The organism is Halomonas saccharevitans, from assembly GCF_032333995.1.
Classification (GTDB): domain Bacteria; phylum Pseudomonadota; class Gammaproteobacteria; order Pseudomonadales; family Halomonadaceae; genus Halomonas; species Halomonas saccharevitans.
In genome coordinates this window covers 538,929-565,292 of record NZ_JAVXUR010000002.1, presented here as the reverse complement: position 1 = coordinate 565,292, position 26,364 = coordinate 538,929, and the positions used below count along the sequence as shown (strand labels likewise).

The window sequence follows — 26,364 nt, the reverse complement described above, 5'->3', positions numbered from 1 at the left end:
GCCTCTTCATGCCGACATCACCCCGCGGCCGCGGCGTGCGCCGCCTGCTCTGGGTGCTGGCTCCGCTGGGGCTCGCGCTCGCCATGTGGCAGGCCTCCCAGCTGGCCCGCGACCAGGCCCTCGAGCAGCTGCGCCAGGACGCCGAGAACGAGCTGCGACTCTCCGCCGAGGGCCTGGTCGGCCATCTGTCGCGTCACGACTACCTGCCCGAGCTGCTCGCCTCCCGCGAGATGGTCAAGCGCTTCCTGGCCGCCCCCGACGCTCAGGACGCGATGCCGCTCAACCGACTGCTGGACCGCTTTCGCGCCACGGCCGGGGTCTCCGACATCTACCTGCTCGACCGCGAAGGCGACACCCTGGCGGCCAGCAACTGGCATCGCCCCAGGACCTTCATCGGCCAGAACTACGCCTTTCGCCGCTACTATCAGGAGGCGATCTCCGGGCGTCCCGGGCGCTTCTACGGCCTCGGCGTGCAGTCCCGTGAGCGCGGCTACTACTTCTCGGCCCCGGTGTGGCTGGAGGACACCGACCCCGACGCCACGGCCGATGGCGTCATGGTGGTGAAGGTGCTGCTCGACACCGTGGAGGCGGGCTGGGCCGAGCAGGACGCCGAGCTGCTGGTCATCGACGGCGACGACATCATCTTCATGGCCAGCCGCCCGGAGCTGCGCATGAAGGCCCTGCGGCCGCTCTCCGACGCGTCGCGCGAGGCACTGCTGGCGACCCGCCGCTACGCCGACGAACCCCTCGCCGCCTCCGGGATCACGTTTCTCGACAGCCGCGAGGACGTCGGCCAGCGAATCGGCTTCCAGCATGGGCCGCTGGCCGACACCGAGTACCTGGGGCTGTCGCGTGCCATGCCGGCCTTCGGCTGGCGGATGCAGATCCTCACCTCGCTGGCCCCGGTGACCCGAGCCCAGTGGCTCGCCGCCCTGCTGGTCGGTGGCCTCTACGGCGTGGTGGTGCTGGCCGGCGGCATCGGCTGGCAGCGTCTGCGGCTGCGCCGCGAGCGCGAACAGTTCGCCGAGCGCGAGCGCCGCACCCTGGCCCGGGCCCGCGACGAGCTGGAGCGCAACGTCCAGCGCCGCACCCGCGACCTGGTCGAGACCAACGAGCGCCTCTCCGGCGAGATCGAGGAGCGTCGCCTGGCCGAGGAGCGCCTCCGCCAGACCCGTGACGAACTCATCCAGGCGGCCAAGCTCGCCGTGCTCGGCCAGCTCGCCGCGGGCATCAACCACGAGCTCAACCAGCCGCTGGCGGCGATCCGCGCCTACGCCGAGAACGCCAGCGCCTTCCTCGAGCGCGGTCGCACCGAGGCGACCCGCGGCAACCTGGCGCAGATCATCGAGCTCACCGATCGCATGGCGGAGATCAGCGCCCAGCTGCGCCAGTTCTCGCGCAAGAGCGGCGACCGACCCACCGGCGTGTCGGTTCCGGCCTGCTTCGACTATGCCCTGCGCCTCTTCCAGTCGCGTCTGCGCGAGAGCGGCGTCGCGGTCGAACGCGACTGGCCCGAGGCCGAGACCTGGGTGCGCGCCGACCTGGTGCGCCTGGAGCAGGTGCTGGTCAACCTGATCGGCAACGCCCTGCAGGCCATGAGCCAGACGCCGGCACCTGAGCTGCGCCTGATCATCGAGCCGGGCGAAGAGAGGGTACGCATCCGCGTGGTCGACAACGGCCCCGGCATCGCCGCCGAGCACCTCGGGCAGATCTTCGAACCCTTCTTCACCACCAAGTCGCCGGGCAACGGCCTGGGACTGGGCCTCTCGATATCGGCGCGCATCATCGACGACCTCGGCGGCGAGCTGACGGCGGACCGAGCCCCCGGCGGCGGCGCCCGCTTCACCATTACCCTGCCCCCCGCCTCCGGTACCGACACCACCGTCGAGCCGCGGACCAAGGAGCACGATACCCATGCATGACCCGGCGACCCTCCCGGTGATGATCATCGACGACGAGGCGCACCTGCGCATCACCGCCGGCCAGACCCTCGAGCTTGCCGGCTACGCCCCCCAGGCCTTCGATAGTGCCGAGGCGGCCCTGGCGGCCCTCACCCCGGACTTTCCCGGAGTGATCGTCAGCGACATCCGCATGCCCGGCATGGGCGGCATGGCGCTGCTGCGTGAGGTGAGAAACCGTGATCCCGATCTGCCGGTGATCCTGATCACCGGTCACGGCGACATCTCCACCGCCGTGGAGGCGATGCGCGAGGGCGCCTGGGACTTCCTCGAGAAGCCCTTCCCCGGCGAACGGCTGGTGGAGATGGTGCGCCGCGGCGTCGACAAGCGCCGCCTGAGCCTGGAAAACCGCGCACTCAAGGCCGAGCTGGAGGCCCAGCAGTCGGCGCCGGGGCCGCGCCTGGTGGGTCGCACCGCGGCCATCCAGCGCCTCGCCTCGATGGTCCAGCGCATCAGCCAGGTCGAGACCGACGTGCTGCTGTTCGGCGAGACCGGGGCCGGCAAGGACCTGGTGGCCCGCGCCATCCACGAGCGCAGCCGCCGCAGCGGCCGCCCCTTCGTGGCCATCAACTGCGGCGCCGTGCCCGAAAGCATCATCGAGTCGGAGCTGTTCGGCCACGAGAAGGGCGCCTTCACCGGGGCCGTGGAGCGGCGCATCGGCAAGTTCGAGCACGCCGAGGGCGGCACGGTGTTCCTCGACGAGATCGAGTCGATGCCGCTGGCCCTGCAGGTCAAGCTGCTGCGCGTGCTCCAGGAGCGCTCCGTCGAGCGCCTCGGGGCCAACGTGCCGGTGCCGCTGGATATCCGCGTGATCGCCGCCACCAAGGTCGACCTCAAGGCCGCGGCCGAGGCCGGGCGCTTCCGCGAGGACCTCTACTACCGGCTCGAGGTGGTCACCCTGCCGATCCCGCCGCTGCGCGAGCGCCGCGAGGACATCCCGCTGCTGTTCCAGCATTTCGCGGTGGTGGCCGCCAACCGCAGTGGGCTCGAGGCGCCACCGGTGGATGCCGGCGGCGTCTCGGCACTGCTCGCCCACGACTGGCCGGGCAACGTGCGCGAGCTCAGGAACCTCGCCGAGCGCTACGTGCTGCTCGGCGCCACCTGCGACTATCGCCTCGACGCCCTGCTGCGGGGCGTGGGAAGCGATGCCGGCGATCTGGCGCTGCCCCGCCAGGTGGAGCTGTTCGAGAAGAGCCTGATCGATCAGGCCCTGGCCCGGCATCGCGGCCGCGTCAGTGAGGCCTGCGAGCAGCTCGGCCTGCCGCGCAAGACCCTCTACGACAAGCTCAGGAAGTACGACCTCAAGGCCGAGGACTATCGCCAGAGCGAGGCGCCCTGACGCAGCAGCTCGCGCAGCGGCGCCCAGGGCGGCAGCCAGGGGGCGAGGCTCACCGCCACCATCAGCATCGCCAGGGAGTTGCCCGGCTCGCGCCAGTCGAAGGGCTTGAAGGCGGTGCCGAAGGAGCGCTTCAGGCGCGCGCCGGTGAGATCGACGCTGTAGAGCTCGTCGAGCAGCAGGTGGATGACGAAGCCGAGCGCCAGGGCGGCGCCCTGGGCCCAGGCGAGGTGGTCGGGCTGACCGAACAGCCGGTGGCTCAGCGCGGTAGTGGAGAGCCCGCACAGCGCGGCCGCCAGCAGCGAGTGCCAGAGTCCGCGATGGACGGTGAAGCGGGCGAACAGCGCCCCGGCCAGGTAGCGCACGGCAAGATAGATCGCCCCGCACACCATCAGCAGGGTGCCGATGGGCAGCCGCGCCTGCAGCAGCAGGGCGCTGACCACCACCGCGGGCACCGCCAGCAGGTGGAAGATCAGGCGGATTGCCCTGGAGCGGTCGGCATCGATGTCGGGCAGGATGCCGCCGAGGGTCACCAGCGCCAGCAGCGGCAGGCTCTCCACGGCGCCCCAGAGGCCCGCCTGCCAGCCGCCATGGGCCAGCACGGCGCCGCCGGCGGCGGCCACGCCGAGGTGAGTGCGAAAGTTGGCCATGCCGGGGCGCGCCCCTCGATTACTGGATAAATGACCAGATTATCGCGCGCCCCGACAATGGAAAACAATGGGTTAGAGAATCATTGTCCGGCGGCCAGATACTCGTCCTTCAACTTTACATAGTTGCCGGCGGTATAGGGGAAGAAGGCACGCTCCTTCTCCTTGATCGGCCGCAGCGCCTTGGCCGGGTTGCCGGCGTAGACGTGGCCGCTTTCCAGGTGCTTGCCGGGGGTCACCACAGCCCCGGCGGCGATGATCACCTCGTCCTCGACCACCGCGCCGTCCATGACGATGGCGCCCATGCCGACCAGGATGCGGTTGCCCAGAGTGCAGCCGTGCAGGATTGCCTTGTGGCCGATGGTCACGTCGTCGCCGATGGTCAGCGGGAAGCCGTCCGGGTTGAAGTCGCTGGCGTGGGTGATGTGCAGCACGCTGCCGTCCTGCACGCTGACTCGCGCGCCGATGCGGATGCGATGCATGTCGCCGCGGATCACCGTCATCGGCCATACCGAGCAGTCGTCGCCCAGCACCACGTCGCCCAGCACCATGCAGTCCGGGTCGATGTATACCCGCTCGCCCAGCCGGGGCTCATGGCCCTGCCAAGACCGCAGACACGTCGCCTCGCTCATCGTTCACCTCGTCTCGTTGGTTCGGGCCTGTCGCCTCAGGTGTAGCGACATCGAAGCGGGCCGATCAGATCAGCCCGGCTCCCAATACTACCAGCGTCAGCGGGATCGACACCCAGCGCAGCAGCGCGCGCCAGAAGCGAAAGCCGTTGGGGCCGGCGTCTAGCGCCCGCAGCGCCTCCTGCTCGGGCATCACCCAGGCGGCGAAGATCGCGATCAGCAGCCCGCCCAGCGGCAGGAAGATCTCCGGCGGGATGGTGCTGACCAGCTCGAAGGGGTTCATGCCGAACAGCACCCGGGTCTCGGCCAGGCTCGAGAAGGAGAGCACCGAGAGCATGCCCAGCCCCCAGACCGCGATCCCCACCGCGGCCGAGGCCTGGCCGCGCTTGAGGCCCCAGCCCTGCAGGGTGGCGACCATCGGCTCGGCGAGGTTGATCGAGGAGGTCCAGGTCGCCAGCAGCAGCAGCAGGAAGAACAGCGACAGCCACAGCGGCCCGCCGGGCAGCTCGGCGAAGGCCACCGGCAGCGTCACAAACATCAGTCCCGGTCCCTCGCCCGGATCCATGCCCTGGGCGAACACCACCGAGAAGATGGCGATGCCGGCGAGCAGCGCCACCGCCACGTCGAGCACCGCCACCGCCGCTGCGGCGCGCGGCAGGCTCTGGTGGTCCGGCATGTAGGCGCCGTAGGCCATCAGCGCGCATGCGCCCACCGCCAGGGTGAAGAAGGCGTGGCCCATGGCCTGCAGCATCACCAGCGGCGTCACCGCCGAGACGTCGGGCAGGAACAGCCAGGAAAGCGCCGGGCCGAAGCCCTCGGTGGTGGCGGCGTAGCCCGCCAGCACCAGCAGCAGCGCGTAGAGCATCGGCATCAGCAGGTTGTTGAGCTTCTCGAGACCCTTGGTCACCCCGGCGGCGACCACCAGCATCGTCATCACCAGAAACAGGGTGTGGTTGAAGGTCAGCCGCCCGGGGTCGGCGAGGAAGGCATCGAAACCGGCGCCGATCTCGGCCGCGCTGCGCCCGACGAAGTCGCCGTTGATGGAGGCCACCAGGAATTCGATGGACCAGCCCGACACGACCGAGTAGAAGGAGAGAATGCAGAAGACCGTGAAGGCGCCGAACAGCCCCAGCCAGCGCCAGTGACGCGACGCCCCGGCCTGACTGGCCAGGTGGGCGATCGACTGCATGGGACTGCGCCGTCCGGCTCGACCGACCAGGATCTCGGCCATCATCATCGGCAGCCCCAGCAACAGCACGAAGGCCACGTAGAGCAGCAGGAAGACGGCGCCGCCGTTCTCTCCGGTGATGTAGGGGAAGCGCCAGATATTGCCCAGCCCCACCGCCGCTCCGGTCACCGCCAGGATAAAGGCGCGCCTCGTTCCCCAGCGTTCCAGCGTCTCGTTCATCGGTCACACCCTGCGAGCCTGAAAAGGGCGCAAGCCTAGCATATTGAAAGCCGGCACGACCGCCCACATCTACAACACATCCTTCATTCCCGATCCGAGGTGCGCATGCCCCGCAACCCCCTGCTCGACTCCCACGACCTGCCCCCCTTCGACGCGATCCGACCCGAGCATGTGGTGCCGGCCATGGAGGAGCTACTGGAGGAGAATCGCGCCGCCATCGAGGCGCTCGTGGCGAGCGCCGAGCAGGCTCCCCCTACCTGGGAGAGCCTGGCCGCGCCCCTGGAGGCCCTCAACGACCGGCTGGCTCGCGCCTGGTCGCCGGTCTCGCACCTCAACGGCACCATGAACAGCCCGGAGCTGCGCGAGGCCTACCAGGCCTGCCTGGGCAAGCTCTCCGACTACAGCACCTGGATCGGCCAGCACGAGGGGCTGTTCCGCGCCTGGCAGGCCCTGAAGGGCGGCCCGGCCTGGGCCGCGCTCGACGAGGGCCAGCGGCGCACCGTGGAGAACGCTCTGCGCGACTTCCGCCTGGCCGGCGTCGACCTCCCCGCCGAGCAGAAGCGGCGCTACGGCGAGATCAAGGCGCGCCTCTCCGAGCTCTCCAACACCTTCTCCAACCAGCTGCTGGACGCCACCCAGGCCTGGCATCTTGACCTCGCCGACGACAGCCGGCTGGCCGGGCTGCCCGAGAGCGCCATGGCGACCCTCAAGGCCAACGCCGAGGCCAAGGGTCTCGACGGCTATCGCATCACCCTGGACTTCCCGAGCTTCTTCCCCGTGATGACCTACGCCGAGGATCGCGCGCTGCGACGCGAGGTCTACACCGCCTTCGTCACCCGCGCATCAAACCAGGGCCCCAACGCCGGCGAGTACGACAACGCCCCGGTGATGGAGGAGATCCTCGCCCTGCGTCACGAGCTCGCCGAGCTGCTGGGCTTCGCCGACTACGCCGACTACTCGCTCTCCACCAAGATGGCCGAGTCTCCCGAGCAGGTGATCACCTTCCTCGAGGACCTGGCCGCGCGTGCCGTGCCCCAGGCGCGCGAGGAGTACGCCGAGCTCGCCGCCTTCGCCCGCGACGAGCTGGGCATGGAGGCGCTCGAGCCCTGGGACGTGGGCTTCGCCAGCGAGAAGCTGCGCGAGGCGCGCTACGCCATCTCCGATGAGCAGCTGCGCCCCTACTTCCCGGCGCCCCAGGTGGTCGACGGCTTGTTCCGCGTGGTCGAGCGCCTCTACGAGGTCAGCTTCGTGGAGGACGAGACGGCGCCCCGCTATCACCCCGACGTGCGCTACTTCCAGATCCTGGAGCAGGGCACGCCTATCGCGGGCTTCTACCTCGACCTCTACGCCCGCGAAGGCAAGCGCGGCGGCGCCTGGATGGACGAGTGCCGGGTGCGGCGCCTGGAGGCCGGCGAGGTCCAGCTGCCGGTGGCCTACCTGACCTGCAACTTCACGCGCCCGGTGGGCGACGCCCCGGCCCTGCTGACCCACGACGAGGTCACCACCCTCTTCCACGAGTTCGGCCACGGCCTGCACCACATGCTGACGCGGCAGACCGTCGCCGACATCTCCGGCATCAACGGCGTGGCCTGGGACGCCGTGGAGCTGCCCAGCCAGTTCATGGAGAACTTCTGCTGGGAGCGCGAGGGCCTGGACCTGATCGCCGCTCACGTGGACACCGGCGAGCCGCTGCCCGAGGCGCTCTTCGAGAAGCTGATCGCGGCCAAGAACTTCCAGTCCGCCATGGGCATGGCGCGCCAGCTGGAGTTCTCGCTGTTCGACTTCCGCCTGCACCGGGAGCATGTCGCCCCCTCGGCCGCCGAGATCCAAGCGCTGCTCGACGCGGTGCGCGACGCCGTCTCGGTGGTGCCGCGGGCCGACTTCAACCGCTTCCAGAACGGCTTCGGGCACATCTTCGCCGGCGGCTATGCAGCGGGCTACTACAGCTATAAGTGGGCCGAGGTGCTCTCGGCGGATGCCTGGAGCGCCTTCGAGGAGGCCGGCATCTTCGACCCCGAGACCGGGCGGCGCTTCCGCACCGAGATCCTCGAGCGCGGCGGCTCCCGCGACGCCGCCGAGCTGTTCCGCGCCTTCCGCGGCCGCGAACCCAGCGTCGAGCCGCTGCTGCGCCATTGCGGCATCAGGGCCGCCTGACAAAGCCACCTGCGCGACCCGGCCGCCGGGGCCTCCCGGCGGTCATCCCCGTGGAGACGATGCGAGCGTCGTCTCCCGCTCTTTACCGGCGCCATTGCCCGCGCTTTCTGCCCAAGCTGCGCCGAGGCAGAATGGCAGCGCACCCGCGCCGCCTGAACGCGCCCCCATCGACCGGAGCCCTTCATGACCGTCCAGAAACGCTTTATCGCCGGCGCCATCTGCCCGCGCTGCGCCGAGATGGATCGCATCCGCGCCTGGGAGCAGAACGGCGTGCGCTACCGCGACTGCGTCAGCTGCGACTTCTTCGAGCAGCTGCCCATCGAGGACGAATCGCTCCCCGAGCTCGAGACCCGGGTCAATCGCGAGCGCGAGGAGCAGCAGGCCTCCGACCTGCAGACCGTCAAGATCCTCGACCCCAAAGGACGCTGAGGCGCGCATGGGCCAGGGAGCGGCGGTCGCCCTGCTACCGCAGCGCCGCCTGCTCGAACTGCTCGGGTTCGGCGCCGCGGCGGCCCTACTGGTCGCGCGGCTGGACATCGCCACCCTAGCCGCCGGGCTGGGGCTCTTCCTGTGGGGCATGACTCACCTGGAGGAGGCCATCAAGCGCCTCTCCGGCGGCACTCTGGATCGCTGGCTGCACACCGCTACCCGACGCCCCTCGCGGGCCATCGCGGTCGGCGCCCTGACCACCGCCCTGGTGCAGTCCAGCTCGCTGGTCACCCTGCTGGCGATGTCCTTCGTCGGCGCCGGACTGGTGGCGCTGCCGGCAGGCACCGCCCTGCTGTTCGGCGCCAACCTCGGCACCACCACCGGCGCCTGGCTGATCGCCGGCCTGGGCCTGAAGGCGAGCCTCGCTCAGTACGCCATGCCGCTGCTGGCCCTGGGACTATTCGGTTCTCGGCTACTGAAGGGGCCGCGCGCCGGCCTCGTCGGCCTGCTGCTCGGCGTGGGACTGCTGCTGCTGGGCATCGACTTCATGAAGCTCGGCTTCGAGACCTGGCAGGACGGCCTGTCGCTTGACGGCCTGGCCGGCGAGCGCCTCTGGCACTGGCCGCTGCTGGTGCTATTCGGCGTCACGGCCACCGTGATCATGCAGTCCAGCCACGCCACCCTGCTGATCACCCTCACCGCGCTGGCCTCCGGCCAGCTGCCCTACCTGCCGGCGCTGGCCATCGCCATCGGCGCCAACATCGGCACCACCGTGACCGCGGTGATCGGCGCCTTCGGCGCCAGCACCGCCGGCCGCCGCCTGGCCGGGGCCCATGTGATCTTCAACCTGGTCACCGCGGCCGTGGCCCTGGCCCTGCTGCTGCCGATGGCCGGGCTGGTGGACCGCATCGCCCAGCTGATCGGGCTCGCCCCCGACGCCTGGCCGCTGAAGCTGGCGCTCTTCCACACCCTCTTCAACGGCCTGGGCATCGCGCTGATGCTGCCCTTCATCCCGCGACTTTCGGCGCGCCTGGAACGCCTCTTCCCCGAACCGGCGCGGCTCTCGCCGTCCCAGGCGCGCTACCTGGACGCCACCGCCCTGCAGCACGCGGACACGGCGCTCGCGGCCATCGAGCAGGAGTGCCGGCGACTGGAGCGGCGCACCTACCACCTGCTCGCCTCGGCGCTGCTGGTGCCGAGCGGCGAGGTGATCGGCCACCCACCCAGCCGCGCCGTGATCGCCGCGCCCATCGATCCCGAGGCCTGGCCGCCGGTGAACACGCGCTACCACGAGCGCATCAAGCCGCTGATGGCGGAGATCCTCGACTTCTACTCGCGTATCGACATGCCGCTCACCGACGCCCAGGAGGCGCGTCTCGAGGCCCTCTATGCGCGCACGCTGCGCCTGGTCGAGGCGGTGCGCTTCGGCGAGGTGCTGCAGCGCAGCCTGCTGCGCCATGCCGCGGCGGGAAGCCCCCTGCGCGAGGCCCACGACGACCTGCGCCTGGCCGTCGCCGAGGGCCTCAACCGGCTGGCCAACGAGCCCACCGCCGCCGATATCGGCACGCCCCTCGAGGAGGTGCGCCGCCACTGGCAGCACGAGCTGGCCGAGCGGCTGCGCCACCAGCGCCTGGATCCCTGGCTTGCCTCCTCGCTGATGAACGACCTCCACCAGGCCAGCCGCCTGACCGCGGCACTGGCCTCGCCCCCCGCCGTCGCGGCCTGAGGCCCGCCGCGCCCTGCCGTGCGGATATCCGCACACCCCGCGCCCCGCTGCGTGCGGGATCCCGGCCCCGGCACGCCTTCCTCGTTTCGACCAAGGTCGAACGACATCTCCCTAAGCGACTGAAAAAAAAGGAAGAAACCCACTCTGGCGCGGCGCTTGCTGCTTTAAGGGCGTTGATGCCACTCCGGCCTGGATCACGGCAGGTCACCCTCCCGGTGACCATACTGAGGCCGACGGCATGCAGCCCCGGACACCGTCACCCGGGCACACGACAAGACCAACGCATAACAGGAGAGACGCCATGCGCAACGCCACCTCACGGATCCTCATCGGCACGCTGACCGGCACCTTGGCCGGCACCCTGCTGGTCGCCGCCTCGGCCTCGGCCCAGGACCGCAGCGACTGGCCCGAGAGCTTCACCGTGGGCACCGCCAGCCAGGGCGGCACCTACTTCGTCTACGGCTCCGGCTGGGCCAACCTGATCGCCGACGAGCTCGGCATCTCCGGCGGCGGCGAGGTCACCGGCGGCCCGACCCAGAACATGGCGCTGGTGCACGGCGGCGACGTCGCCCTGGGCCTGACCACCATGGGACCGGCCGCCGAGGCGCTGGCCGGCGAGAGCCCGCTCGCCCCCGGCCTGTCCATGGACAACGTCTGTGCGCTCTTCCCGATGTACGAGACGCCCTTCTCGATCACGGCGCTTTCCGACAGCGGCATCACCTCGATCGAGGACATCCCGGACGGCGCGCGCATCGGCTTCGGCCCGGCGGCCTCCACCTCCGACACCTACTTCCCGGCCATGCTCGAGACCCTGGGCGTGGAGTTCGATCGCCGCAACGGCGGCTGGTCCGACCTCGGCGGCCAGCTGCAGGACGGCCTGATCGACGTCATCGCCTTCGCCGCCGGCATCCCGATCCCCGCCGTCAGCCAGCTCGAGGTGCAGACCGACGTCAATATCATCGAGTTCACCGAGGAGGAGCAGCAGACGGTGCTCGAAGCCTTCCCGGTCTCCGCGTTCCAGATCCCGGCCAGCACCTACCAGACCCTCGAGGAGGATGCCCGCGCCGTCTCCATGTGGAACTTCACCATCGCCAACTGCGACCTGCCGGAGGACTTCGTCTACGAAGTCACCAAGCTGAGCATGGAGAACAACGACCGCATGCGCGACGTCCACCGCAGCGCCGCGACCAGCATCCCGGAGAACATCGAGTACAACACCGTACTGCCCTTCCACCCGGGCGCCGTGCGCTGGTACGAGGAGAACGGTTACGAGATCCCGGAAGACTTGAAGCTCTGATCCGCTGATCCGACCGAGCGCCTCCCGTCGCGCCACGAGCGCGTGGCGGGAGGCCGCTTTCGTGCCCCTCCGACAACCCCTCAAGGGTGCCATCCATGTCCCATACCCCCGAATCCCGTGACGGCGCGCAGCATGACGACGTCGTCGAGACGGTCAACGCCGAGGGCGTCGACGACGCCGCCGTGGAGTCCAACCGACGGCTCTATACCGGCTGGCAGTGGCTGCTCTTCGGTGCCCTGGCCATCGCCTACTCCAGCTTTCACCTGATCTCGCTGAACCTCTATCCGCTGGAGACCTGGTCGTTTCGCATCGTGCACATCGCCGGCGCGCTGATCCTCGGCTACGGCCTCTACGCCGGCACGCGCTTCGCCGACGAGGAGAACCGTCGCTCCTCCGCCTGGCTCTCCTGGGCAAGCTATGCGCTGCTGATCCCGGCCGTCTATGCACTGGTGCGGGTGGTGATGATGTACCAGGCGATGAGCGGCGGTGCCATGCGCATCGACCCGGCCATCGAGACCTGGCACTACGGCTACCCGCTGATACTGGCCACCGTGGCCGGCATCCTGCTCTCCTGGAGCTATCGCCAGTTCCGCGACCGCCTGTCGCCGGCCGACCTGGTACTGATGGTCTGTGCGCTGGCCGTGGCCGGCTACCTGCTGGTGATGTTCAACAGCCCCCTGCGCGCCGCCACCGGCACCTCCTTCGCGCCGATGGGCATCTCCTACGCCGCCATCGCCGGCTCGCTGCTGATCCTCGAGCTGACGCGCCGCGTCGCCGGCCTGGCGCTGGTGGTGATCTCGGCCATCTTCCTGGTCTACGTGTTCGCCGGCCCCTACCTGCCGGGCTTTCTCGGTTATCCGGGGCTCTCGGTGGGCCGCTTCTTCAGCCAGGTCTACACCGACGCTGGCATCCTCGGGCCGACCACCGCGGTCTCCTCGACCTACATCATCCTGTTCATCATCTTCGCCGCCTTCCTGCAGGCCTCGAAGGTCGGTGACTACTTCGTCAACTTCGCCTTCGCCGCCGCCGGCCGGGCGCGTGGCGGCCCCGCCAAGGTGTCAATCTTCGCTTCGGGCCTGATGGGCATGATCAACGGCACCAGCGCCGGCAACGTGGTCTCCACCGGCTCGCTGACCATCCCGCTGATGAAGAAGGTCGGCTACCCGGCCAGAAGCGCCGGGGCCATCGAGGCCGCCGCCTCCACCGGCGGGCAGATCATGCCGCCGATCATGGGCGCCGGCGCCTTCATCATGGCCGAGATCACCGGCATCCCCTACACCGAGATCGCCGTGGCGGCGCTGATCCCCGCCATCCTCTACTTCCTGTCGATCTACTGCATGGTCGACTTCGAGGCGGCCCGCAAGGGCATGCGCGGCATGCGCAAAGAGGAGATCCCGCTGTTCTCCAGGCTGATCAAGCAGGTCTACCTGTTCGCGCCGATCATCATCCTGATCGCCGCGCTGTTCATGGGCTACTCGGTGATCCGCGCCGGTACCCTGGCCACCGCCTCGGCGGCCGTGGTGAGCTGGTTCTCGCCCCACAAGATGGGCATCCCGGCGATACTGCGGGCACTGCAGCTGGCCGGCACCATGGCCATCCAGATCATCGCCGTGTGCGCCTGCGCCGGCCTGATCGTCGGGGTGATCTCGCTGACCGGGGTCGGCGCGCGCTTCTCCTCGCTGCTGCTGGGTCTAGCCGGCGTCAGCCAGCTGCTGGCGCTGATCTTCGCCATGTGCATCTCGATCCTGCTGGGCATGGGCATGCCGACCACGGCGGCCTACGCGGTGGCCGCCTCGGTGGTCGCCCCGGGCCTGATCAACATCGGCATCCAGCCGCTGGTGGCGCACTTCTTCGTGTTCTACTTCGCGGTGGTCTCGGCGATCACCCCGCCGGTGGCGCTGGCCTCCTACGCGGCGGCAGGCATCTCCGGCGACAACGCCATGGGCACCTCGGTGGCCTCGTTCAAGATCGGCCTGGCGGCCTTCATCGTGCCCTTCATGTTCTTCTACAGCCCGGCGATGCTGATGGAAGGGTCCTGGATGCAGATCCTGCGCGTGGGCGTGACCGCCACGCTCGGCATCGTGATGCTGGCCGCCACCGTCCAGGCCTGGTTCTTCGGGCCGGTCAAGGCCTGGCAGCGGCTGGTGATGCTGATCGGCGCCGTCTGCATGATCTACGGCGGCATCTACTCGGACGTCGCCGGGCTCGCCATCGGCGCGCTGATGTTCATCCTGCAGCGCGGCCGCCACGGCGGGGGCGACAAGGCCGTCGCCACCGGCTGACCGCAGCCCGGCTGACCAAGAGAGCCCCTGCAACGCAACGGGCCCCGCCACTGGCGGGGCCCGTTGCGTTCATGACGAAGCCGGATTGGTTGGGCTGCGCTCAGCCGGTGATATTGTCGAGGATACGCAGGCAGGGAGTCGCCTGGTTGAGGGTATAGAAGTGCAGGCCCGGCGCGCCGCCGTCTAGAAGGCGCTGACAGAGCCGCGAGATCACCTCCTCGCCGAAGGCGGCGATCGCCTCGCTGTCGTCGCCGTAGGCCTCGAGCTGCTTGCGGATCCAGCGCGGGATCTCGGCGCCGCAGGCGTCGGAGAAACGCGCCAGCTTGGCGTAGTTGGTGATCGGCATGATGCCCGGCACGATAGGCGCCTCGACGCCCAGGGCGCGGGCCCGCTCGACGAAGTGGAAGTAGGCCTCGGCGGTGAAGAAGTACTGGGTGATGGCGAGGTTGGCGCCGGCCTGCATCTTGCGGGCGAAGTTCGCGAGGTCGCGCTCGAAGTTCGGCGCCTGGGGATGGGACTCGGGGTAGGCGGCCACGGCAATCTCGAAGTGGTCGCCGGTCTCCTCGCGGATGAACTCGACCAGCTCGTTGGCGTAACGCAGCTGGCCGACGCCGCCCCCGCCCATGCCGGAGGGCAGGTCGCCGCGCAGCGCCACCAGGCTGTCGATGCCGTCCTCCCGGTAGCGCGTCAGCAGCTCGCGCAGCTCGCCCTTGTCGCTGCCGATGCAGGAGAGGTGCGGCGCGGTGGTGAAACCCGACTCGCGCACCATGTTCACGGTGTTCAGGGTGCGGGCCTGGGTGGAGCCCCCGGCGCCGTAAGTGACCGAGAAGAAGCGCGGCGCGCGGCCGGCCAGGGCATCGCGGACGCCAACCAGCTTCTCGCGCCCGGCGTCGGTGTTGGGCGGGAAGAATTCGAAGCTGATTCCCAGCGGATGTTCCAGCGTGCTCATCGGTCGACCTCATGAAAGCGGTGCATATTGAGGCTATTCTGACCGGCGACGTATCCGTCGACTAATGAAAGATACGCGACGCAACATCAATCCTTTTCATACAGAGACGCGACGGCAACCGCCGCGAGCCAAGGAAGGACATGACCTCGATCGACCCCGGCACCCTGATGGGGCCCCTCTGGACCCTGCTCGCCTACATCGGCCTGGGCTGGCTGGCCGCCCGCCGCCTGGCGGTGGACCCGCGCCCCGTGGCCACCCTGCTGATCTACCTGGTCGCCCCGCTGACCTTCTTCCGCGGCCTGGTGCTGGGCGACCCCACGCCCGGCTACCTGCTGCTGACCGCCGCACTGTTCGCGGTGTCGAGCCTGATCGCCGTGGTCGTGCACCGGCTGGCACGACACGGCTTCGCCCCCCAGGAGAGCGCCCTGCTGGCCTTCTCCTCCGGCACCGGCAACACCGGCTACTTCGGCCTGCCGGTGGCGCTGGTGCTGCTGCCGCCCCAGGGGGTGACGCTCTATCTCTTCGGCGTGCTGGGGGTGACCCTCTACGAGTTCACGGTGGGCTTCTACCTGAGCGCCCGGGGGCAGTTCTCGGTGCGCCAGAGCCTGACCAAGATCGCCCGGCTGCCGCTGATCTACGCCTTCCTCGCCGCGCTGCTGGTGAGCGGGGCGGACATCACCCTGCCCGGCGCGGTAATGGAGGGCCTGGCGGCCTTCCCCGCCACCTACACCCTGCTGGGCATGATGATCATCGGCATGACCCTGGGGCGGGTAAGCATTCGCCAGCTCGACTGGCGCTTCATCGGCGCCTGCGTGGTGATCCGCTACGCCTTCTGGCCGCTGCTGGCGCTCGCCGGGGTGATGGGGCTCCAGGCGCTCGTCCCCCTTTCCAGCGAGCTGGCTCTGGCGCTGCTGCTGATCGGCGTGGTGCCCATGGCCGCCAACGTGGTGGTGGTGGCCATGGAGCTCGGCATCGCCCCGGAGAAGGGCGCCCTGGCGGTGCTGATCACGACCCTCGCCGCGCCGCTACTGATCCCGCTCTACCTGACGCTGATGATGCGAGCCGCCGGGCTCTCATGATCCGCCAGGCTCTCGTTATCAACCAGCCGATCGCACGCGGTCAGTAACGATAGGCGTCGGGCTTGTAAGGGCCGTCGACGGCCACGCCGGTGTAGTCGGACTGCTCCTCGGTGAGGCGGGTGACCACGCCGCCGAAGCCCTCGACCATGTAGCGCGCCACCTCCTCGTCGAGGTGGCGCGGCAGCACCGAGACACCCAGGGCATCGCGGCGATCCCCCTCGGGAAGCTCGGCGAAGCGCCCGTCGTAGAGATGGATCTGCGCCAGCACCTGGTTGGCGAAGGAGCCGTCCATCACCCGTGAGGGGTGGCCGGTGGCGTTGCCCAGGTTCACCAGGCGTCCCTCGGCGAGCAGGATCAGGTAGTCGCGGCTATCGGGATCGAAGTTCCCCGGCTTGCTGTCGCGATAGATCTGGTGCACCTGGGGCTTCACCTCCTCCCAGTGCCAGTGGCGACGCATGTAGGCGGTGTCGATCTCGCTGTCGAAGTGGCCGATGTTGCAGACCACCGCCCCCCGCTTAAGGGCCTGGAGCATGGCCGCGTCGCAGGCGTGGATATTGCCGGTGGCGGTCACCACCAGGTCGATGCGCGAGAGCAGCTCGCCATCGACGCTCGCCTCGCCCCGGTTGATCCCCTCCCGGTAGGGCGAGACCACCTCGAAGCCGTCCATGCAGGCCTGCATGGCGCAGATCGGGTCGATCTCGACGATGCGCACGATCATCCCTTCCTGGCGCAGTGAGGCGGCCGAGCCCTTGCCCACGTCGCCATAGCCCACCACCAGCGCCTGCTTGCCGGCCAGCAGATGGTCGGTGGCGCGCTTGATGGCGTCGTTCAGCGAGTGGCGGCAGCCGTACTTGTTGTCGTTCTTGGACTTGGTGACGGCATCGTTGACGTTGATCGCCGGTACCCTGAGCAGACCGTCGCCCAGCATCTCCTGCAGGCGATGCACGCCGGTGGTGGTCTCCTCGGAGATGCCGTGGATGGCGTCCAGCAGCTCCGGGCGCTTCTCGTGGAGCAGCGCCGTCAGGTCGCCGCCGTCGTCGAGCACCAGGTTGGGCGTCCAGCCATCGGGGCCCTCCACGGTCTGCTCGATGCACCACCAGAACTCCTCCTCGGTCTCGCCCTTCCAGGCGAACACCGGGATGCCGGCGGCGGCGATGGCGGCGGCGGCGTGGTCCTGGGTGGAGAAGATGTTGCACGACGACCAGCGCACCGAGGCGCCCAGCGCCACCAGGGTTTCGATCAGCACCGCGGTCTGGATGGTCATGTGGATGCAGCCGGCGATGCGCGCCTCGGCCAGCGGCTGCCGGTCGCGATACTGCTCACGCAGGGTCATCAGTGCCGGCATCTCGGTCTCGGCGATGCGGATCTCGCGGCGGCCCCAGTCGGCGAGCGCAAGGTCAGCGACCTTGCAGTCGTTGGTGAGGGGAGCGGATACGGCGGGGTGGTTCATGCGTCACCTCTTTCCCGGTAAAGAGCGTGACCTTCACTATAGGCAGTGAGCGGAATCCCGGACAACCAACGCAGGGCCTCCTCCTGGCGCCCCTGAAAGCGACCCGGCTAGAAACCGTCCTGCCCTAGAAACCGTCCCGCCCTAGAAACCATCAGTGCCGGCCTCGCCCAGCCGTCGTGCCAGCGCCCGCACCTCGGGATGGGCGAAGAAGTCGACCAGCGCCGCGGCGCGATCGGGTCCCACGCCGGGTAGCGCTCGCCAGTCGCGGCGGCTTCGCTCGGAAAGCGTCGTCCAGTCCGCCGGCAGGGCGGCTTCGACGCCGGGCGGCGCGCCCAGCGCCTCGAGCCAGCGGGAAAACGGCGACGCATGCGTGCCCGTGAAGGCCGCCACCAGGGCCGCGGCTCGCTTCTCGCCGATGCCGTGGGCGCGACGCAGCGCCGGAGCGCCCAGGGCCCGCCAGTCCAGCAGGTCGCCGATCAGCCCCGCGTCGACCAGGGCGGCCCAGGTGCCGGGCCCAACGCCCGGCAGGTCGAGCCCCTCGGGACCGCCCAGCCAGGCGAGGCGCTCGAGGAACTGCGCCTCGCAGCCCGGCGTGAGCCGCAGGCAGCTCAGCGCATGATAGTCCGCCGCCGCGGGCGGGGAGAGGGCCGGGCGCGTGGCGGCGCGCCACACCACGCCGTCGAGTCGGGGGATGGTCAGGCCGGCCAGGACGATGGCCACCCGATCCCCGGGGCGGATGTCGAGCTCGCGCCAGCGATCCAGCGAGCCGGCGCTGACCCGGCGGATCACCCGGCCGTCCAGGGCGACGGGCATCAGGTGCAATAGCGGCGTGATTCTTCCGGTGCGCCCGATGCGAAACTCCACGCCGCGCACCTCGGCCAGGGCCTCCCGCGGCGGATGCTTCCAGGCCGCGGCCCAGTCCGGCGGCTCGGCCTGCCAGCCTTCTCCCGCCGGGCGACGCCCCTGGCGCAGCACCACGCCGTCGCTGGCAAAGGGCAGCGGGCCGCGATACCAGCGCTCGCGAAAGCGTTCGATCTCCTCAAGGGTCGCGACTCGGCGTGTCAGCGCGGCACTCTCGGCGAAGCCCAGGCGCTTAAGCCCCGCGAGGCGCTCGTCCATGGCGGGCGGGCCATCCGGCCAGTCCCAGACGAAGAGCCCGATGCGCGCCGCCGCCTCGTCGGACAGCACCTCGCGGGCCAGCAGCCCGGCCACCTCGCTGCGCGCCCCGGCGCCGCCAGCCTCGGCCTGGACATGATCCTCGAGGCGCCGATAGAGCTCGCCCTGCAGCAGCGCATCGACCGCCTCCGGCAGCCGCGCGGGCACGGCGGGAAGGCGCCGTGCCGCCGCCGTCCAGTCCTGGCCGTGGCGACCATCGCCGCGGCTGATCGCCCGAACCAGCCGGCCATCGCGATAGACCAGCGTCACCGCCACGCCGTCCACCTTGGGCTGCAGCCAGACGTCATTGCGGCGCGCCAGCCAGCGGCGCACCGTGGCCGCATCCTCGAGCTTGGCGAGCCCGGTCTGGTAGATCGGATGGCTCGCCTCGCCCTCGAGATGGTTCGGCATTGAGGCCTCGGGGGCCCGCGCGGGAAAGCAGCGTCGCCAGGCCTCGAACTGCCGGCGGGCCTGATCGTAGAGGGCATCGCTGACCGGGGACTCGCCGCGGCGGTAGTAGGCGTCGTCCCACTCGGCCAGCCGCCGGGCCAGGGCATTGAGCTCGGATTCGGACGGCGCCTCGGCCCCGCCCGGGCAGGTCGCGGCCCGCGCCGGAAGGCTCGTCAGAAGGAGGGGAAGGGCCAGGGAAAGGGCCAGGGAGAAAACCAGCAGACCGGCCGATACTCGGGAGGCCATGGCGGCTCCTGCTAATGGACTGACTTGACCATAGCACTCGAAACAGCACTCGAAACGCAACGGGCCCCGCCGGCAGCGCCAACGGGGCCCGTCATCGCCTCAAGCGATCGCCTAGAGGCCGGCGGCCTGACGCAGGGCGGCGGCCCGGTCGGCCTTCTCCCAGGGGAAGGCCGTGAAGGTCTCGGTGTGCTCCTCACCCTGGGTATCGGTCCAGGTATAGCTCGATTCGAAGGGCTCGCGACCGAAGTGGCCGTAGGCCGCGGTCAGCTGATACATGGGGTGCAGCAGATCGAGCATGCGGGTGATGGCGTTGGGGCGCAGATCGAAGTGCTGGCGCACCAGCTCGATGATCCGGGCGTCCTCCACCCTGCCGGTGCCGAAGGTGTTGATCGAGACCGAGGTGGGCTCGGCCACGCCGATGGCGTAGGAGACCTGGATCTCGCACTTGTCGGCGAGCCCGGCGGCAACCAGGTTCTTGGCCACGTAGCGGCCCGCATAGGCGGCGCTGCGATCGACCTTGGACGGGTCCTTGCCGGAGAAGGCGCCACCGCCGTGGCGGGCCATGCCGCCGTAGGTATCGACGATGATCTTGCGCCCGGTCAGGCCGCAGTCGCCCACCGGTCCGCCGATCACGAAGGTGCCGGTGGGGTTGATGTGGTACTGGGTGGTCTCGGTCAGCCACTCGGCGGGGATCACCTCCTCGATGATCTCGCGCCTGACCATGCAGCGCAGCTCCTCCTGATCGACCTCGGGGTCGTGCTGGGTGGAGAGCACCACCGCGTCCACGGCGCAGGGCTTGCCCGCCTCATCGTAGCGGAAGGTGAGCTGGCTCTTGGCGTCGGGGCGCAACCAGGGCAGCAGGCCGTGGCGGCGCAGCTCGGCCTGGCGCTCCACCAGCCGGTGCGCGTAGTGGATCGGCGCCGGCATGTAGGAGTCGGTCTCGTTGGTGGCATAGCCGAACATCAGGCCCTGATCGCCGGCGCCCTGGTCCTCGGGCTTGGCCCGATCGACGCCCTGGGCGATATCCACGCTCTGCTTGCCGATCAGGTTGAGCACGCCGCAGGTCATGCCGTCGAAGCCGACGTCCGAGGAGGTGTAGCCGATGCCGGTGATCACCTCGCGCACCAGCGCCTCCAGATCGACCCAGGCCGAGGTGGTGATCTCGCCGGCGACGATGGCCACGCCGGTCTTGACCAGCGTCTCGCAGGCCACCCGTGCGTTCTTGTCCCGGGCGATGATGGCATCGAGCACCGCGTCGGAAATCTGGTCCGCGATCTTGTCCGGATGTCCCTCGGACACGGATTCGGAGGTGAACAGGGAGTATTCGCTCATGGCGTCCTCGGCCCTCTTTATGTCGGCAATAGGCAGTCGCGGAGTCTACACGCTGCGGGGCCCCCGGGCATCCGTGATTTGATGCAGGGCGGCAAGTCGGCGACAATAAGCGCCCGAATTTGACTGCGCCGCCCCGTCCCGCGGCGTTACCCAGCCAGAAGCCACGTCCGGCCGCTCCCCCTGGCCCGACCGTGTCGTGGCCTTCATTCTGCCGCAGGCGAGGAGCTTCCCATGCCGTCCCGTTTCGAACTGGCCAATGCCATACGTGCCCTGTCCATGGACGCCGTCCAGAAGGCCAATTCCGGCCATCCCGGCGCGCCCATGGGCATGGCCGATATCGCCGAGGTGCTGTGGAACGACTATCTCGTCCACAACCCGGCCGACCCGCAGTGGCCCAATCGGGACCGTTTCGTGCTCTCCAACGGCCACGGCTCGATGCTGCTCTACTCGCTGCTACACCTGACCGGCTACGAGCTGGGCCTCGAGGAGCTGCAGAACTTCCGCCAGCTGCACGCCAAGACCGCCGGCCACCCGGAGTACGGCTACGCGCCGGGCATCGAGACCACCACCGGCCCGCTGGGCCAGGGGCTGGCCAACGCCGTGGGCATGGCACTCGCCGAGCGCACCCTGGCGGCGCAGTTCAACCGCCCCGGCCACAGCGTCGTCGATCACCACACCTGGTGCTTCGTCGGTGACGGCTGCCTGATGGAAGGCATCTCCCACGAGGTCGCCTCATTGGCCGGCACCCAGGGCCTGGGCAAGCTGATCACCTTCTATGACGACAACGGCATCTCCATCGACGGCGAGGTCGAAGGCTGGTTCACCGACGATACCGCCAAGCGCTTCGAGGCCTACGGCTGGCACGTGGTGCCCAACGTCGACGGCCACAAGCCCGAGGAGATCAAGGCCGCCATCGAGCTCGCCAGGAGCCACGACGACAAGCCGAGCCTGATCATCTGCAAGACCATCATCGGCTTCGGCGCGCCCAACAAGCAGGGCAAGGAAGAGTGCCACGGCGCGGCACTGGGCGATGAGGAAGTGGCCGCCGCCCGCCAGCAGCTCGACTGGCCCCACGCCCCCTTCCACGTGCCCGAGGAGATCTACCAGGGCTGGGACGCCACCGAGCGTGGCCAGAGCCGCCAGGCCGACTGGGACGAGCGCTTCGCGCGCTACGCCGAGGCCTTCCCCGAGGAGGCCCGTGAGCTGCAGCGCCGCCTCAAGGGCGAGCTGCCGGCGGCGCTGACCAGCGAGGCGATGGTCGAGGAGGCACAGGCCAAGGGCGAGAGCGTCGCCAGCCGCAAGGCGTCACTCGCCTGCCTCAACGAGCTCGGCCCCCAGCTGCCGGAACTGCTCGGCGGCAGCGCCGACCTCGCCCCCTCCAACCTGACCTTCTGGAAGGGCGCCCAGGCGATCAGCCCGGCCGAGCCCGGCGGCAATTACCTGCACTACGGCGTGCGCGAGTTCGGCATGGCCGCGATCATGAACGGCATCGCCCTGCACGGCGGCTTCGTGCCCTATGGGGCGACCTTCCTGATCTTCTCGGAGTACATGCGCAACGCCGTGCGCATGGCCGCGCTGATGAACCAGCAGGCGATCCACGTCTTCACCCACGACTCCATCGGCCTGGGCGAGGATGGCCCGACCCACCAGCCGATCGAGCAGCTGACCGCCCTGCGCTCCACGCCCAACCTCGCCACCTGGCGCCCCTGCGACGCCGTGGAGACCGCCGCGGCCTGGAACGCGGCCCTCAAGCGCCGCTCCGGCCCCACCGCGCTGATCTTCTCCCGCCAGGGCCTGCCCCACCAGGCGCGCAGCAAGCAGCAGCTGGCCGATATCCAGCGCGGCGGCTACATCCTTAAGGACAGCGAAGGCACCCCCGAGCTGATCCTGATCGCCACCGGCTCCGAGATCGGCCTGGCCATGGACGCCGCCGCCCGGCTAGAGGCCGAGGGTCGCGCGGTGCGCGTGGTCTCCATGCCCTCCACCGACGCCTTCGATCGCCAGGACGCCGCCTACCGCCAGCAGGTGCTGCCGGCGGAGGTGGGCAACCGCATCGCCGTCGAGGCCGGCCACCGCGACTTCTGGTACAAGTACGTGGGCCTCGAGGGTCGCATCCTCGGCATGGACACCTTCGGCGAGTCCGCGCCGGCCGGCGATCTCTTCAAGCACTTCGGCTTCACCGTGGATAACCTGGTGAACGAGGCCGAGCAGCTGCTGGACGACGCCGAGGACTGAGCGCGGCGCCAGCGCAGTAAAGAAGCATGACGAAAGGGCACGGCACACGCCGTGCCCTTTTTCGTGGGCCGTTCATCGAGCCTGAGAGCGGATGCCAGGCCCCTTCAGGCTGGCGCCCTCAGGCGAGGGTGACGGCCTCGTCCAGGTAGACGTCCTGGATGGCGTTGAGCAGCGCGATGCCCTCGGCGGTGGATGTCTGGAACGCCTTGCGCCCGGAGATCAGCCCCATGCCACCGGCCCGCTTATTGATCACCGCGGTGCGCACCGCCTCGCCGAGGTCGGAGGCGCCCTTGGAGCCGCCGCCGGAGTTGATCAGCCCGGCACGCCCCAGGTAGCAGTTGGCCACCTGGTAGCGGGCCAGATCGATGGGATGATCCGAGGCCAGGTCGCTGTAGACCCGCTCGTGGGTATGCCCGAAGCCGATCTCCCGGTAGCCGGCGTTGGTCTCGGGCAGCTTCTGCTTGACGATGTCCGCCTTGAGCGTGGCGGCCAGGTGGTTGGCCTGGCCGGTGAGGTCGGCGGCCAGGTGGTAGTCGGTGCCCTCGTGCTTGAAGGCCGGGTTGCGCAGGTAGGCCCACAGCACGGTAACCAGGCCCAGCTGGTGGGCGCGCTCGAAGGCCTCGCTGACCTCCTGGATCTGGCGTCGACTCTCGTGAGAGCCGAAGTAGATGGTCGCCCCCACCGCCACGCAGCCCATCTCGAAGGCCTGATCGACCTGGGCGAACGGCGTCTGGTCGTAGATCGCCGGGTAGCTCAGCGTCTCGTTATGGTTGAGCTTGAGGATCATCGGGATCCGGTGGGCGTAGCGGCGCGCCACCGAGGCGAGCCCGCCGAGGGTCGAGGCCACGGCGTTGCAGCCGCCCTCGATGGCCAGCTCGACGATGTTGGCCGGGTCGAAGTAGCGCGGGTTGGGCGCGAAGGAGGCCCCCGCCGAGTGCTCGATGCCCTGATCCACCGGCAGGATGCTGAGGTAGCCGGTACCGGCCAGGCGACCGTGGTCGAACAGCGCCTGCATGTTGCGCAGCACGTGGGGGCGACGGTCGCTCTGGGCCATCACCCGGTCGATGAAGTCCGGGCCGGGAGGGTGGATCGTCTCGGCGGGCACGCCGCGGCAGACGTGCCCCAGCAGGTCGTCGGCCTCGTCGCCGAGCAGTCGGGTGATATCGCTCATGGTGTTCCTCTCCTTGGTGCTGGAAGTCGCCATTCCCAGCGTAGCGGAAGACCCCGACGCCAGGAGGCCGCGGCGGACCGTCGCAGGCCTCGAGCCGCCAGATGAATCCATATCAGCAAAAATGCACAATAGCTCGCCGCGGCACCTTTTTTGCTGCCGCCTCGGCGACTCTTCACGCTTCCCTTCAAGAGAGGACCTGCCATGCCCGCACTGCGCGGCTTCCTGTGGCTGCTGGGCTTCCTGCTGCTCGGCGAGACCCTGGTCACCCTCACCGGCCTGCCGGTCTCCGCCGGGGTGGTCGGCCTGCTGCTGCTCACCGCCTGGCTGCGGCTCCACGGCGGGGGCCTTGCCGATATCGCCGCGGCCGCCCAGCCGCTGATCGCGGTGCTGGCGCTGCTAATCATGCCCGGGGTGGTCGGCGCCTTCTTCATCCTCGATGCGCTCGAGGGACAGTGGACGGCGATCCTCGCCGCCCTGATCGGCGGCACCCTGCTCAGCGTGCTGACGACCCTCTGGCTGATGCGCCGCCTGATGGGCGCCCCGGACGAGAACGCCTCCCCATGACGGCGCTGCTCGATCACCTGCTCACCACCCCGATCCTGGCCATCGCCCTGACGCTCGCCGCCCAAGTCGCCGGCGCCCGGCTGCTCAAGGCCCTCGGCGCTCCCGCCTGGTGCCCGTCGATCCTCGCCGCCGCGCTGCTGCTCGCCGGCGTGCTCGCCCTGCTCTCCATCGACTATGCGGACTATCGCCACGGCGCCGCCTGGCTGATGCTGCTGCTGGGACCAGCCACGGTGGCGCTCGGCCTGCCGCTGCATCAGCAGATGCCGCGGATCATCGCCCTGTGGCGCCCGCTGCTGGCCTGCCTGCCGGTGGCAGTAATCCTCGCCACGGCCTATGCCGTGGGCATCGCCTGGTGGCTCGGCGCCCCGCCCGAGACTCTCGCCGCGCTGGCCCCCAAGTCGGTCACCGCGCCCATCGCGCTGGGCATCAACGCTCAGATCGGCGGGCCGGTCTCGCTGATGATGGGCGGCCTGCTGATCACCGGGGTGGCGGCCGTCATCTTCGTGAGCCTGGGGGCCCGACTGCTCGGCATCCGCGACGAGCGCATCATCGGTCTCGCCCTAGGGCTCAACGGCCACGCCATCGGCACGGTGCGCGCCTTCGAGATCGGCCCGGTCGCCGGCGCCTTCGCCTCGCTGGGCATGAGCCTGACGGGCCTGTTGAGCGCGCTCTTCCTGCCGCTGGCCTGGCGGCTGATGGGCGCCTGAACGCCTCTCGGCCCATGCAGCAGACGCTCGGGGGCCAGATGCGCTAGAATCGCCGTTTCTGTTTCCCGGCTTCGGAGTCCCGCGTCCCCTCATGGCCCTTCGCATCGCCATCAACGGTTACGGCCGCATCGGCCAGTGCGTGCTGCGCGCCCTGATCGAGGGAGAGGCGGCCCGCCACGACGGGCCGGCCCTGGAGGTCGTGGCGATCAACGAGCTCTCCGATCTCGCCACCATCGCCTACCTGAGCCGCTACGACACCACCCACGGCCGCTTCCCCGGCAGCATCGAGGTCGACGGCGACCGGCTGGTGGTCAACGGCCGGCCCATCCGCGTGCTCTGCGAGCCCGACCCGACGCGGCTGCCCTGGGCCGAGCTCGGCATCGATCTGGTGCTGGAGTGCTCCGGCAGCTTCAAGGATCGCGCCACCGCCGAGGCCCACCTGGCCTCCGGCGCCGGGCGGCTGCTGTTCTCGCAGCCCGCCGAGAGCGACGTCGACGCCACCATCGTCACCGGCATCAACGACGCCGACCTGACGGCCGCGTGCCGCATCGTCTCGGCGGCCTCCTGCACCACCAACTGCCTGGTGCCGGTGCTCACCGTGCTCGACGAGGCGCTGGGCATCGAGCACGGCGTCACCACCACCATCCACTCGGCGATGAACGACCAGCCGGTGATCGACGCCTACCACCAGACCGACCTGCGCCTGACCCGCTCGGCGATGCACTCCATCGTGCCGGTCGACACGGGCCTGGCCCGCGGCATCAACCGCCTGATGCCCCACCTGGCCGGGCGCTTCGAGTGCCTGCACGTGCGGGTGCCGACGATCAACGTCTCGACCATGGACCTGTCGATCTGCGTGCGCCGCGACACCTCGGCCGAAGCGGTCAACGCCCTGCTGCGCGAGGCGAGCCGCGGGCGGCTCTCGGGGCTGCTCGGCTACACCGAGGAGCCGGTCGCCTCGGTCGACTTCAACCACGATCCGCGCTCCGGTATCGTGGACGCCACCCAGACCCGGGTGGCCGGCGGCCGCCTGATCAAGCTGCTGTGCTGGTTCGACAACGAGTGGGGCTTCGCCAGCCGCATGCTCGACGTCACCCGGCGGCTGGCCCGCCTTCCCCCGGCCCCGACCGGTTCCCCCGACAGATGATATCCCTTCGGCT

The 26,364-nt window shown here is 69.7% G+C and carries 20 protein-coding genes; 12 read left to right on the top strand and 8 right to left on the bottom strand.

Translation table 11 applies throughout. From position 1 onward, the window contains the following. Positions 1 to 8 precede the first annotated feature (8 nt). Together RSO68_RS08045 and RSO68_RS08040 are read left to right on the top strand one after the other, a co-directional pair. Positions 9 to 1,922: a sensor histidine kinase gene (locus RSO68_RS08045; protein WP_089851753.1), complete on the top strand. Its 1,914-nt coding sequence runs from the start codon at positions 9 to 11 to the stop codon at positions 1,920 to 1,922. After that, a complete protein-coding gene (locus RSO68_RS08040) occupies positions 1,915 to 3,297 on the top strand; it encodes a sigma-54-dependent transcriptional regulator (RefSeq protein WP_315586203.1) in 1,383 nt (460 codons plus the stop codon). The genes RSO68_RS08045 and RSO68_RS08040 overlap by 8 nt, the downstream gene beginning before the upstream one ends. Here the strand turns inward: RSO68_RS08040 and RSO68_RS08035 are convergent. The 3 genes from RSO68_RS08035 to RSO68_RS08025 form a co-directional block, all read right to left on the bottom strand. Continuing rightward, on the bottom strand, positions 3,273 to 3,944 hold the full coding sequence (locus RSO68_RS08035; RefSeq protein ID WP_089851749.1) for a metal-dependent hydrolase: 672 nt from the start codon (positions 3,942 to 3,944) through the stop codon (positions 3,273 to 3,275). The genes RSO68_RS08040 and RSO68_RS08035 overlap by 25 nt on opposite strands. An 80-nt stretch (positions 3,945 to 4,024) precedes the next feature. After that, entirely contained in the window at positions 4,025 to 4,573 is a 549-nt protein-coding gene (locus tag RSO68_RS08030; RefSeq protein ID WP_315586202.1) for a gamma carbonic anhydrase family protein, read from the bottom strand. A 64-nt stretch (positions 4,574 to 4,637) separates the two neighbouring features. Further along, positions 4,638 to 5,978 carry a sodium-dependent transporter gene (locus RSO68_RS08025; protein WP_315586201.1) on the bottom strand — a complete coding sequence of 447 codons (1,341 nt, stop codon included), beginning with the start codon at positions 5,976 to 5,978 and terminating at the stop codon, positions 4,638 to 4,640. Positions 5,979 to 6,083: 105 nt separating this feature from the next. Between RSO68_RS08025 and prlC the strand changes: the two genes are divergently transcribed. From prlC to RSO68_RS08000, 5 genes are all read left to right on the top strand, one after another. Further along, entirely contained in the window at positions 6,084 to 8,132 is a 2,049-nt protein-coding gene (gene prlC / locus RSO68_RS08020) for an oligopeptidase A (protein WP_315586200.1), read from the top strand. Between the two features lie 183 nt (positions 8,133 to 8,315). Next, on the top strand, positions 8,316 to 8,561 hold the full coding sequence (locus RSO68_RS08015) for a YheV family putative zinc ribbon protein (protein WP_089851741.1): 246 nt from the start codon (positions 8,316 to 8,318) through the stop codon (positions 8,559 to 8,561). Positions 8,562 to 8,568: 7 nt separating this feature from the next. Further along, positions 8,569 to 10,287, top strand: coding sequence for a Na/Pi cotransporter family protein (locus RSO68_RS08010; protein WP_315586199.1), 1,719 nt, complete (start codon positions 8,569 to 8,571; stop codon positions 10,285 to 10,287). Positions 10,288 to 10,588: 301 nt separating this feature from the next. Continuing rightward, a complete protein-coding gene (locus tag RSO68_RS08005; protein WP_089851737.1) occupies positions 10,589 to 11,584 on the top strand; it encodes a TAXI family TRAP transporter solute-binding subunit in 996 nt (331 codons plus the stop codon). A 95-nt stretch (positions 11,585 to 11,679) separates the two neighbouring features. Continuing rightward, positions 11,680 to 13,866 carry a TRAP transporter permease gene (locus RSO68_RS08000; RefSeq protein WP_315586198.1) on the top strand — a complete coding sequence of 729 codons (2,187 nt, stop codon included), beginning with the start codon at positions 11,680 to 11,682 and terminating at the stop codon, positions 13,864 to 13,866. 100 nt (positions 13,867 to 13,966) lie between these two features. On the opposite strand, the gene metF is transcribed toward RSO68_RS08000, so the two are convergent. Beyond that, positions 13,967 to 14,815: a methylenetetrahydrofolate reductase [NAD(P)H] gene (gene metF / locus RSO68_RS07995; protein ID WP_089851733.1), complete on the bottom strand. Its 849-nt coding sequence runs from the start codon at positions 14,813 to 14,815 to the stop codon at positions 13,967 to 13,969. A gap of 140 nt (positions 14,816 to 14,955) precedes the next feature. Between metF and RSO68_RS07990 the strand changes: the two genes are divergently transcribed. Then, positions 14,956 to 15,894, top strand: a complete 939-nt coding sequence (locus RSO68_RS07990; RefSeq protein WP_315586197.1) for an AEC family transporter — start codon at positions 14,956 to 14,958, stop codon at positions 15,892 to 15,894. A 40-nt stretch (positions 15,895 to 15,934) separates the two neighbouring features. Here the strand turns inward: RSO68_RS07990 and ahcY are convergent, their stop codons facing one another. The 3 genes from ahcY to metK all read right to left on the bottom strand — a co-directional run bounded on the left by ahcY (position 15,935) and on the right by metK (position 20,527). Continuing rightward, positions 15,935 to 17,344, bottom strand: a complete 1,410-nt coding sequence (ahcY, locus tag RSO68_RS07985; protein WP_315586196.1) for an adenosylhomocysteinase — start codon at positions 17,342 to 17,344, stop codon at positions 15,935 to 15,937. Between the two features lie 141 nt (positions 17,345 to 17,485). Continuing rightward, positions 17,486 to 19,195 carry an NAD-dependent DNA ligase LigB gene (gene ligB, locus RSO68_RS07980; protein ID WP_315586195.1) on the bottom strand — a complete coding sequence of 570 codons (1,710 nt, stop codon included), beginning with the start codon at positions 19,193 to 19,195 and terminating at the stop codon, positions 17,486 to 17,488. Positions 19,196 to 19,306: 111 nt separating this feature from the next. Further along, positions 19,307 to 20,527, bottom strand: a complete 1,221-nt coding sequence (gene metK / locus RSO68_RS07975) for a methionine adenosyltransferase (protein WP_315586194.1) — start codon at positions 20,525 to 20,527, stop codon at positions 19,307 to 19,309. A 231-nt stretch (positions 20,528 to 20,758) separates the two neighbouring features. Here metK and tkt point away from each other — a divergent pair, with 231 nt between their 5' ends. Beyond that, positions 20,759 to 22,762 carry a transketolase gene (gene tkt / locus RSO68_RS07970; protein ID WP_089846662.1) on the top strand — a complete coding sequence of 668 codons (2,004 nt, stop codon included), beginning with the start codon at positions 20,759 to 20,761 and terminating at the stop codon, positions 22,760 to 22,762. Positions 22,763 to 22,880: 118 nt separating this feature from the next. On the opposite strand, the gene RSO68_RS07965 is transcribed toward tkt, so the two are convergent. Continuing rightward, positions 22,881 to 23,933, bottom strand: coding sequence for a class I fructose-bisphosphate aldolase (locus tag RSO68_RS07965; protein WP_315586193.1), 1,053 nt, complete (start codon positions 23,931 to 23,933; stop codon positions 22,881 to 22,883). Positions 23,934 to 24,134: 201 nt separating this feature from the next. Between RSO68_RS07965 and RSO68_RS07960 the strand changes: the two genes are divergently transcribed. The 3 genes from RSO68_RS07960 (at position 24,135) to RSO68_RS07950 (ending at position 26,351) form a co-directional block, all read left to right on the top strand. Continuing rightward, positions 24,135 to 24,497 (top strand): CidA/LrgA family protein, encoded by a 363-nt coding sequence (locus tag RSO68_RS07960; RefSeq protein WP_315586192.1) that lies wholly within the window; start codon positions 24,135 to 24,137, stop codon positions 24,495 to 24,497. Continuing rightward, positions 24,494 to 25,204, top strand: a complete 711-nt coding sequence (locus RSO68_RS07955) for an LrgB family protein (RefSeq protein ID WP_315586191.1) — start codon at positions 24,494 to 24,496, stop codon at positions 25,202 to 25,204. The genes RSO68_RS07960 and RSO68_RS07955 overlap by 4 nt, the downstream gene beginning before the upstream one ends. 91 nt (positions 25,205 to 25,295) lie before the next feature. Beyond that, entirely contained in the window at positions 25,296 to 26,351 is a 1,056-nt protein-coding gene (locus tag RSO68_RS07950) for a type I glyceraldehyde-3-phosphate dehydrogenase (protein ID WP_315586190.1), read from the top strand. Positions 26,352 to 26,364: the final 13 nt, after the last annotated feature.

What these genes read in the sequence shown, in the direction of transcription:
- RSO68_RS08045 (WP_089851753.1), top strand. Translation starts at nt 9, where the DNA reads ATGCCGACATCACCCCGCGGCCGCGGCGTGCGCCGCCTGCTCTGGGTG.
- RSO68_RS08040 (WP_315586203.1), top strand. Translation starts at nt 1,915, where the DNA reads ATGCATGACCCGGCGACCCTCCCGGTGATGATCATCGACGACGAGGCG.
- RSO68_RS08035 (WP_089851749.1), bottom strand. Translation starts at nt 3,944, where the DNA reads ATGGCCAACTTTCGCACTCACCTCGGCGTGGCCGCCGCCGGCGGCGCC.
- RSO68_RS08030 (WP_315586202.1), bottom strand. Translation starts at nt 4,573, where the DNA reads ATGAGCGAGGCGACGTGTCTGCGGTCTTGGCAGGGCCATGAGCCCCGG.
- RSO68_RS08025 (WP_315586201.1), bottom strand. Translation starts at nt 5,978, where the DNA reads ATGAACGAGACGCTGGAACGCTGGGGAACGAGGCGCGCCTTTATCCTG.
- prlC (WP_315586200.1), top strand. Translation starts at nt 6,084, where the DNA reads ATGCCCCGCAACCCCCTGCTCGACTCCCACGACCTGCCCCCCTTCGAC.
- RSO68_RS08015 (WP_089851741.1), top strand. Translation starts at nt 8,316, where the DNA reads ATGACCGTCCAGAAACGCTTTATCGCCGGCGCCATCTGCCCGCGCTGC.
- RSO68_RS08010 (WP_315586199.1), top strand. Translation starts at nt 8,569, where the DNA reads ATGGGCCAGGGAGCGGCGGTCGCCCTGCTACCGCAGCGCCGCCTGCTC.
- RSO68_RS08005 (WP_089851737.1), top strand. Translation starts at nt 10,589, where the DNA reads ATGCGCAACGCCACCTCACGGATCCTCATCGGCACGCTGACCGGCACC.
- RSO68_RS08000 (WP_315586198.1), top strand. Translation starts at nt 11,680, where the DNA reads ATGTCCCATACCCCCGAATCCCGTGACGGCGCGCAGCATGACGACGTC.
- metF (WP_089851733.1), bottom strand. Translation starts at nt 14,815, where the DNA reads ATGAGCACGCTGGAACATCCGCTGGGAATCAGCTTCGAATTCTTCCCG.
- RSO68_RS07990 (WP_315586197.1), top strand. Translation starts at nt 14,956, where the DNA reads ATGACCTCGATCGACCCCGGCACCCTGATGGGGCCCCTCTGGACCCTG.
- ahcY (WP_315586196.1), bottom strand. Translation starts at nt 17,344, where the DNA reads ATGAACCACCCCGCCGTATCCGCTCCCCTCACCAACGACTGCAAGGTC.
- ligB (WP_315586195.1), bottom strand. Translation starts at nt 19,195, where the DNA reads ATGGCCTCCCGAGTATCGGCCGGTCTGCTGGTTTTCTCCCTGGCCCTT.
- metK (WP_315586194.1), bottom strand. Translation starts at nt 20,527, where the DNA reads ATGAGCGAATACTCCCTGTTCACCTCCGAATCCGTGTCCGAGGGACAT.
- tkt (WP_089846662.1), top strand. Translation starts at nt 20,759, where the DNA reads ATGCCGTCCCGTTTCGAACTGGCCAATGCCATACGTGCCCTGTCCATG.
- RSO68_RS07965 (WP_315586193.1), bottom strand. Translation starts at nt 23,933, where the DNA reads ATGAGCGATATCACCCGACTGCTCGGCGACGAGGCCGACGACCTGCTG.
- RSO68_RS07960 (WP_315586192.1), top strand. Translation starts at nt 24,135, where the DNA reads ATGCCCGCACTGCGCGGCTTCCTGTGGCTGCTGGGCTTCCTGCTGCTC.
- RSO68_RS07955 (WP_315586191.1), top strand. Translation starts at nt 24,494, where the DNA reads ATGACGGCGCTGCTCGATCACCTGCTCACCACCCCGATCCTGGCCATC.
- RSO68_RS07950 (WP_315586190.1), top strand. Translation starts at nt 25,296, where the DNA reads ATGGCCCTTCGCATCGCCATCAACGGTTACGGCCGCATCGGCCAGTGC.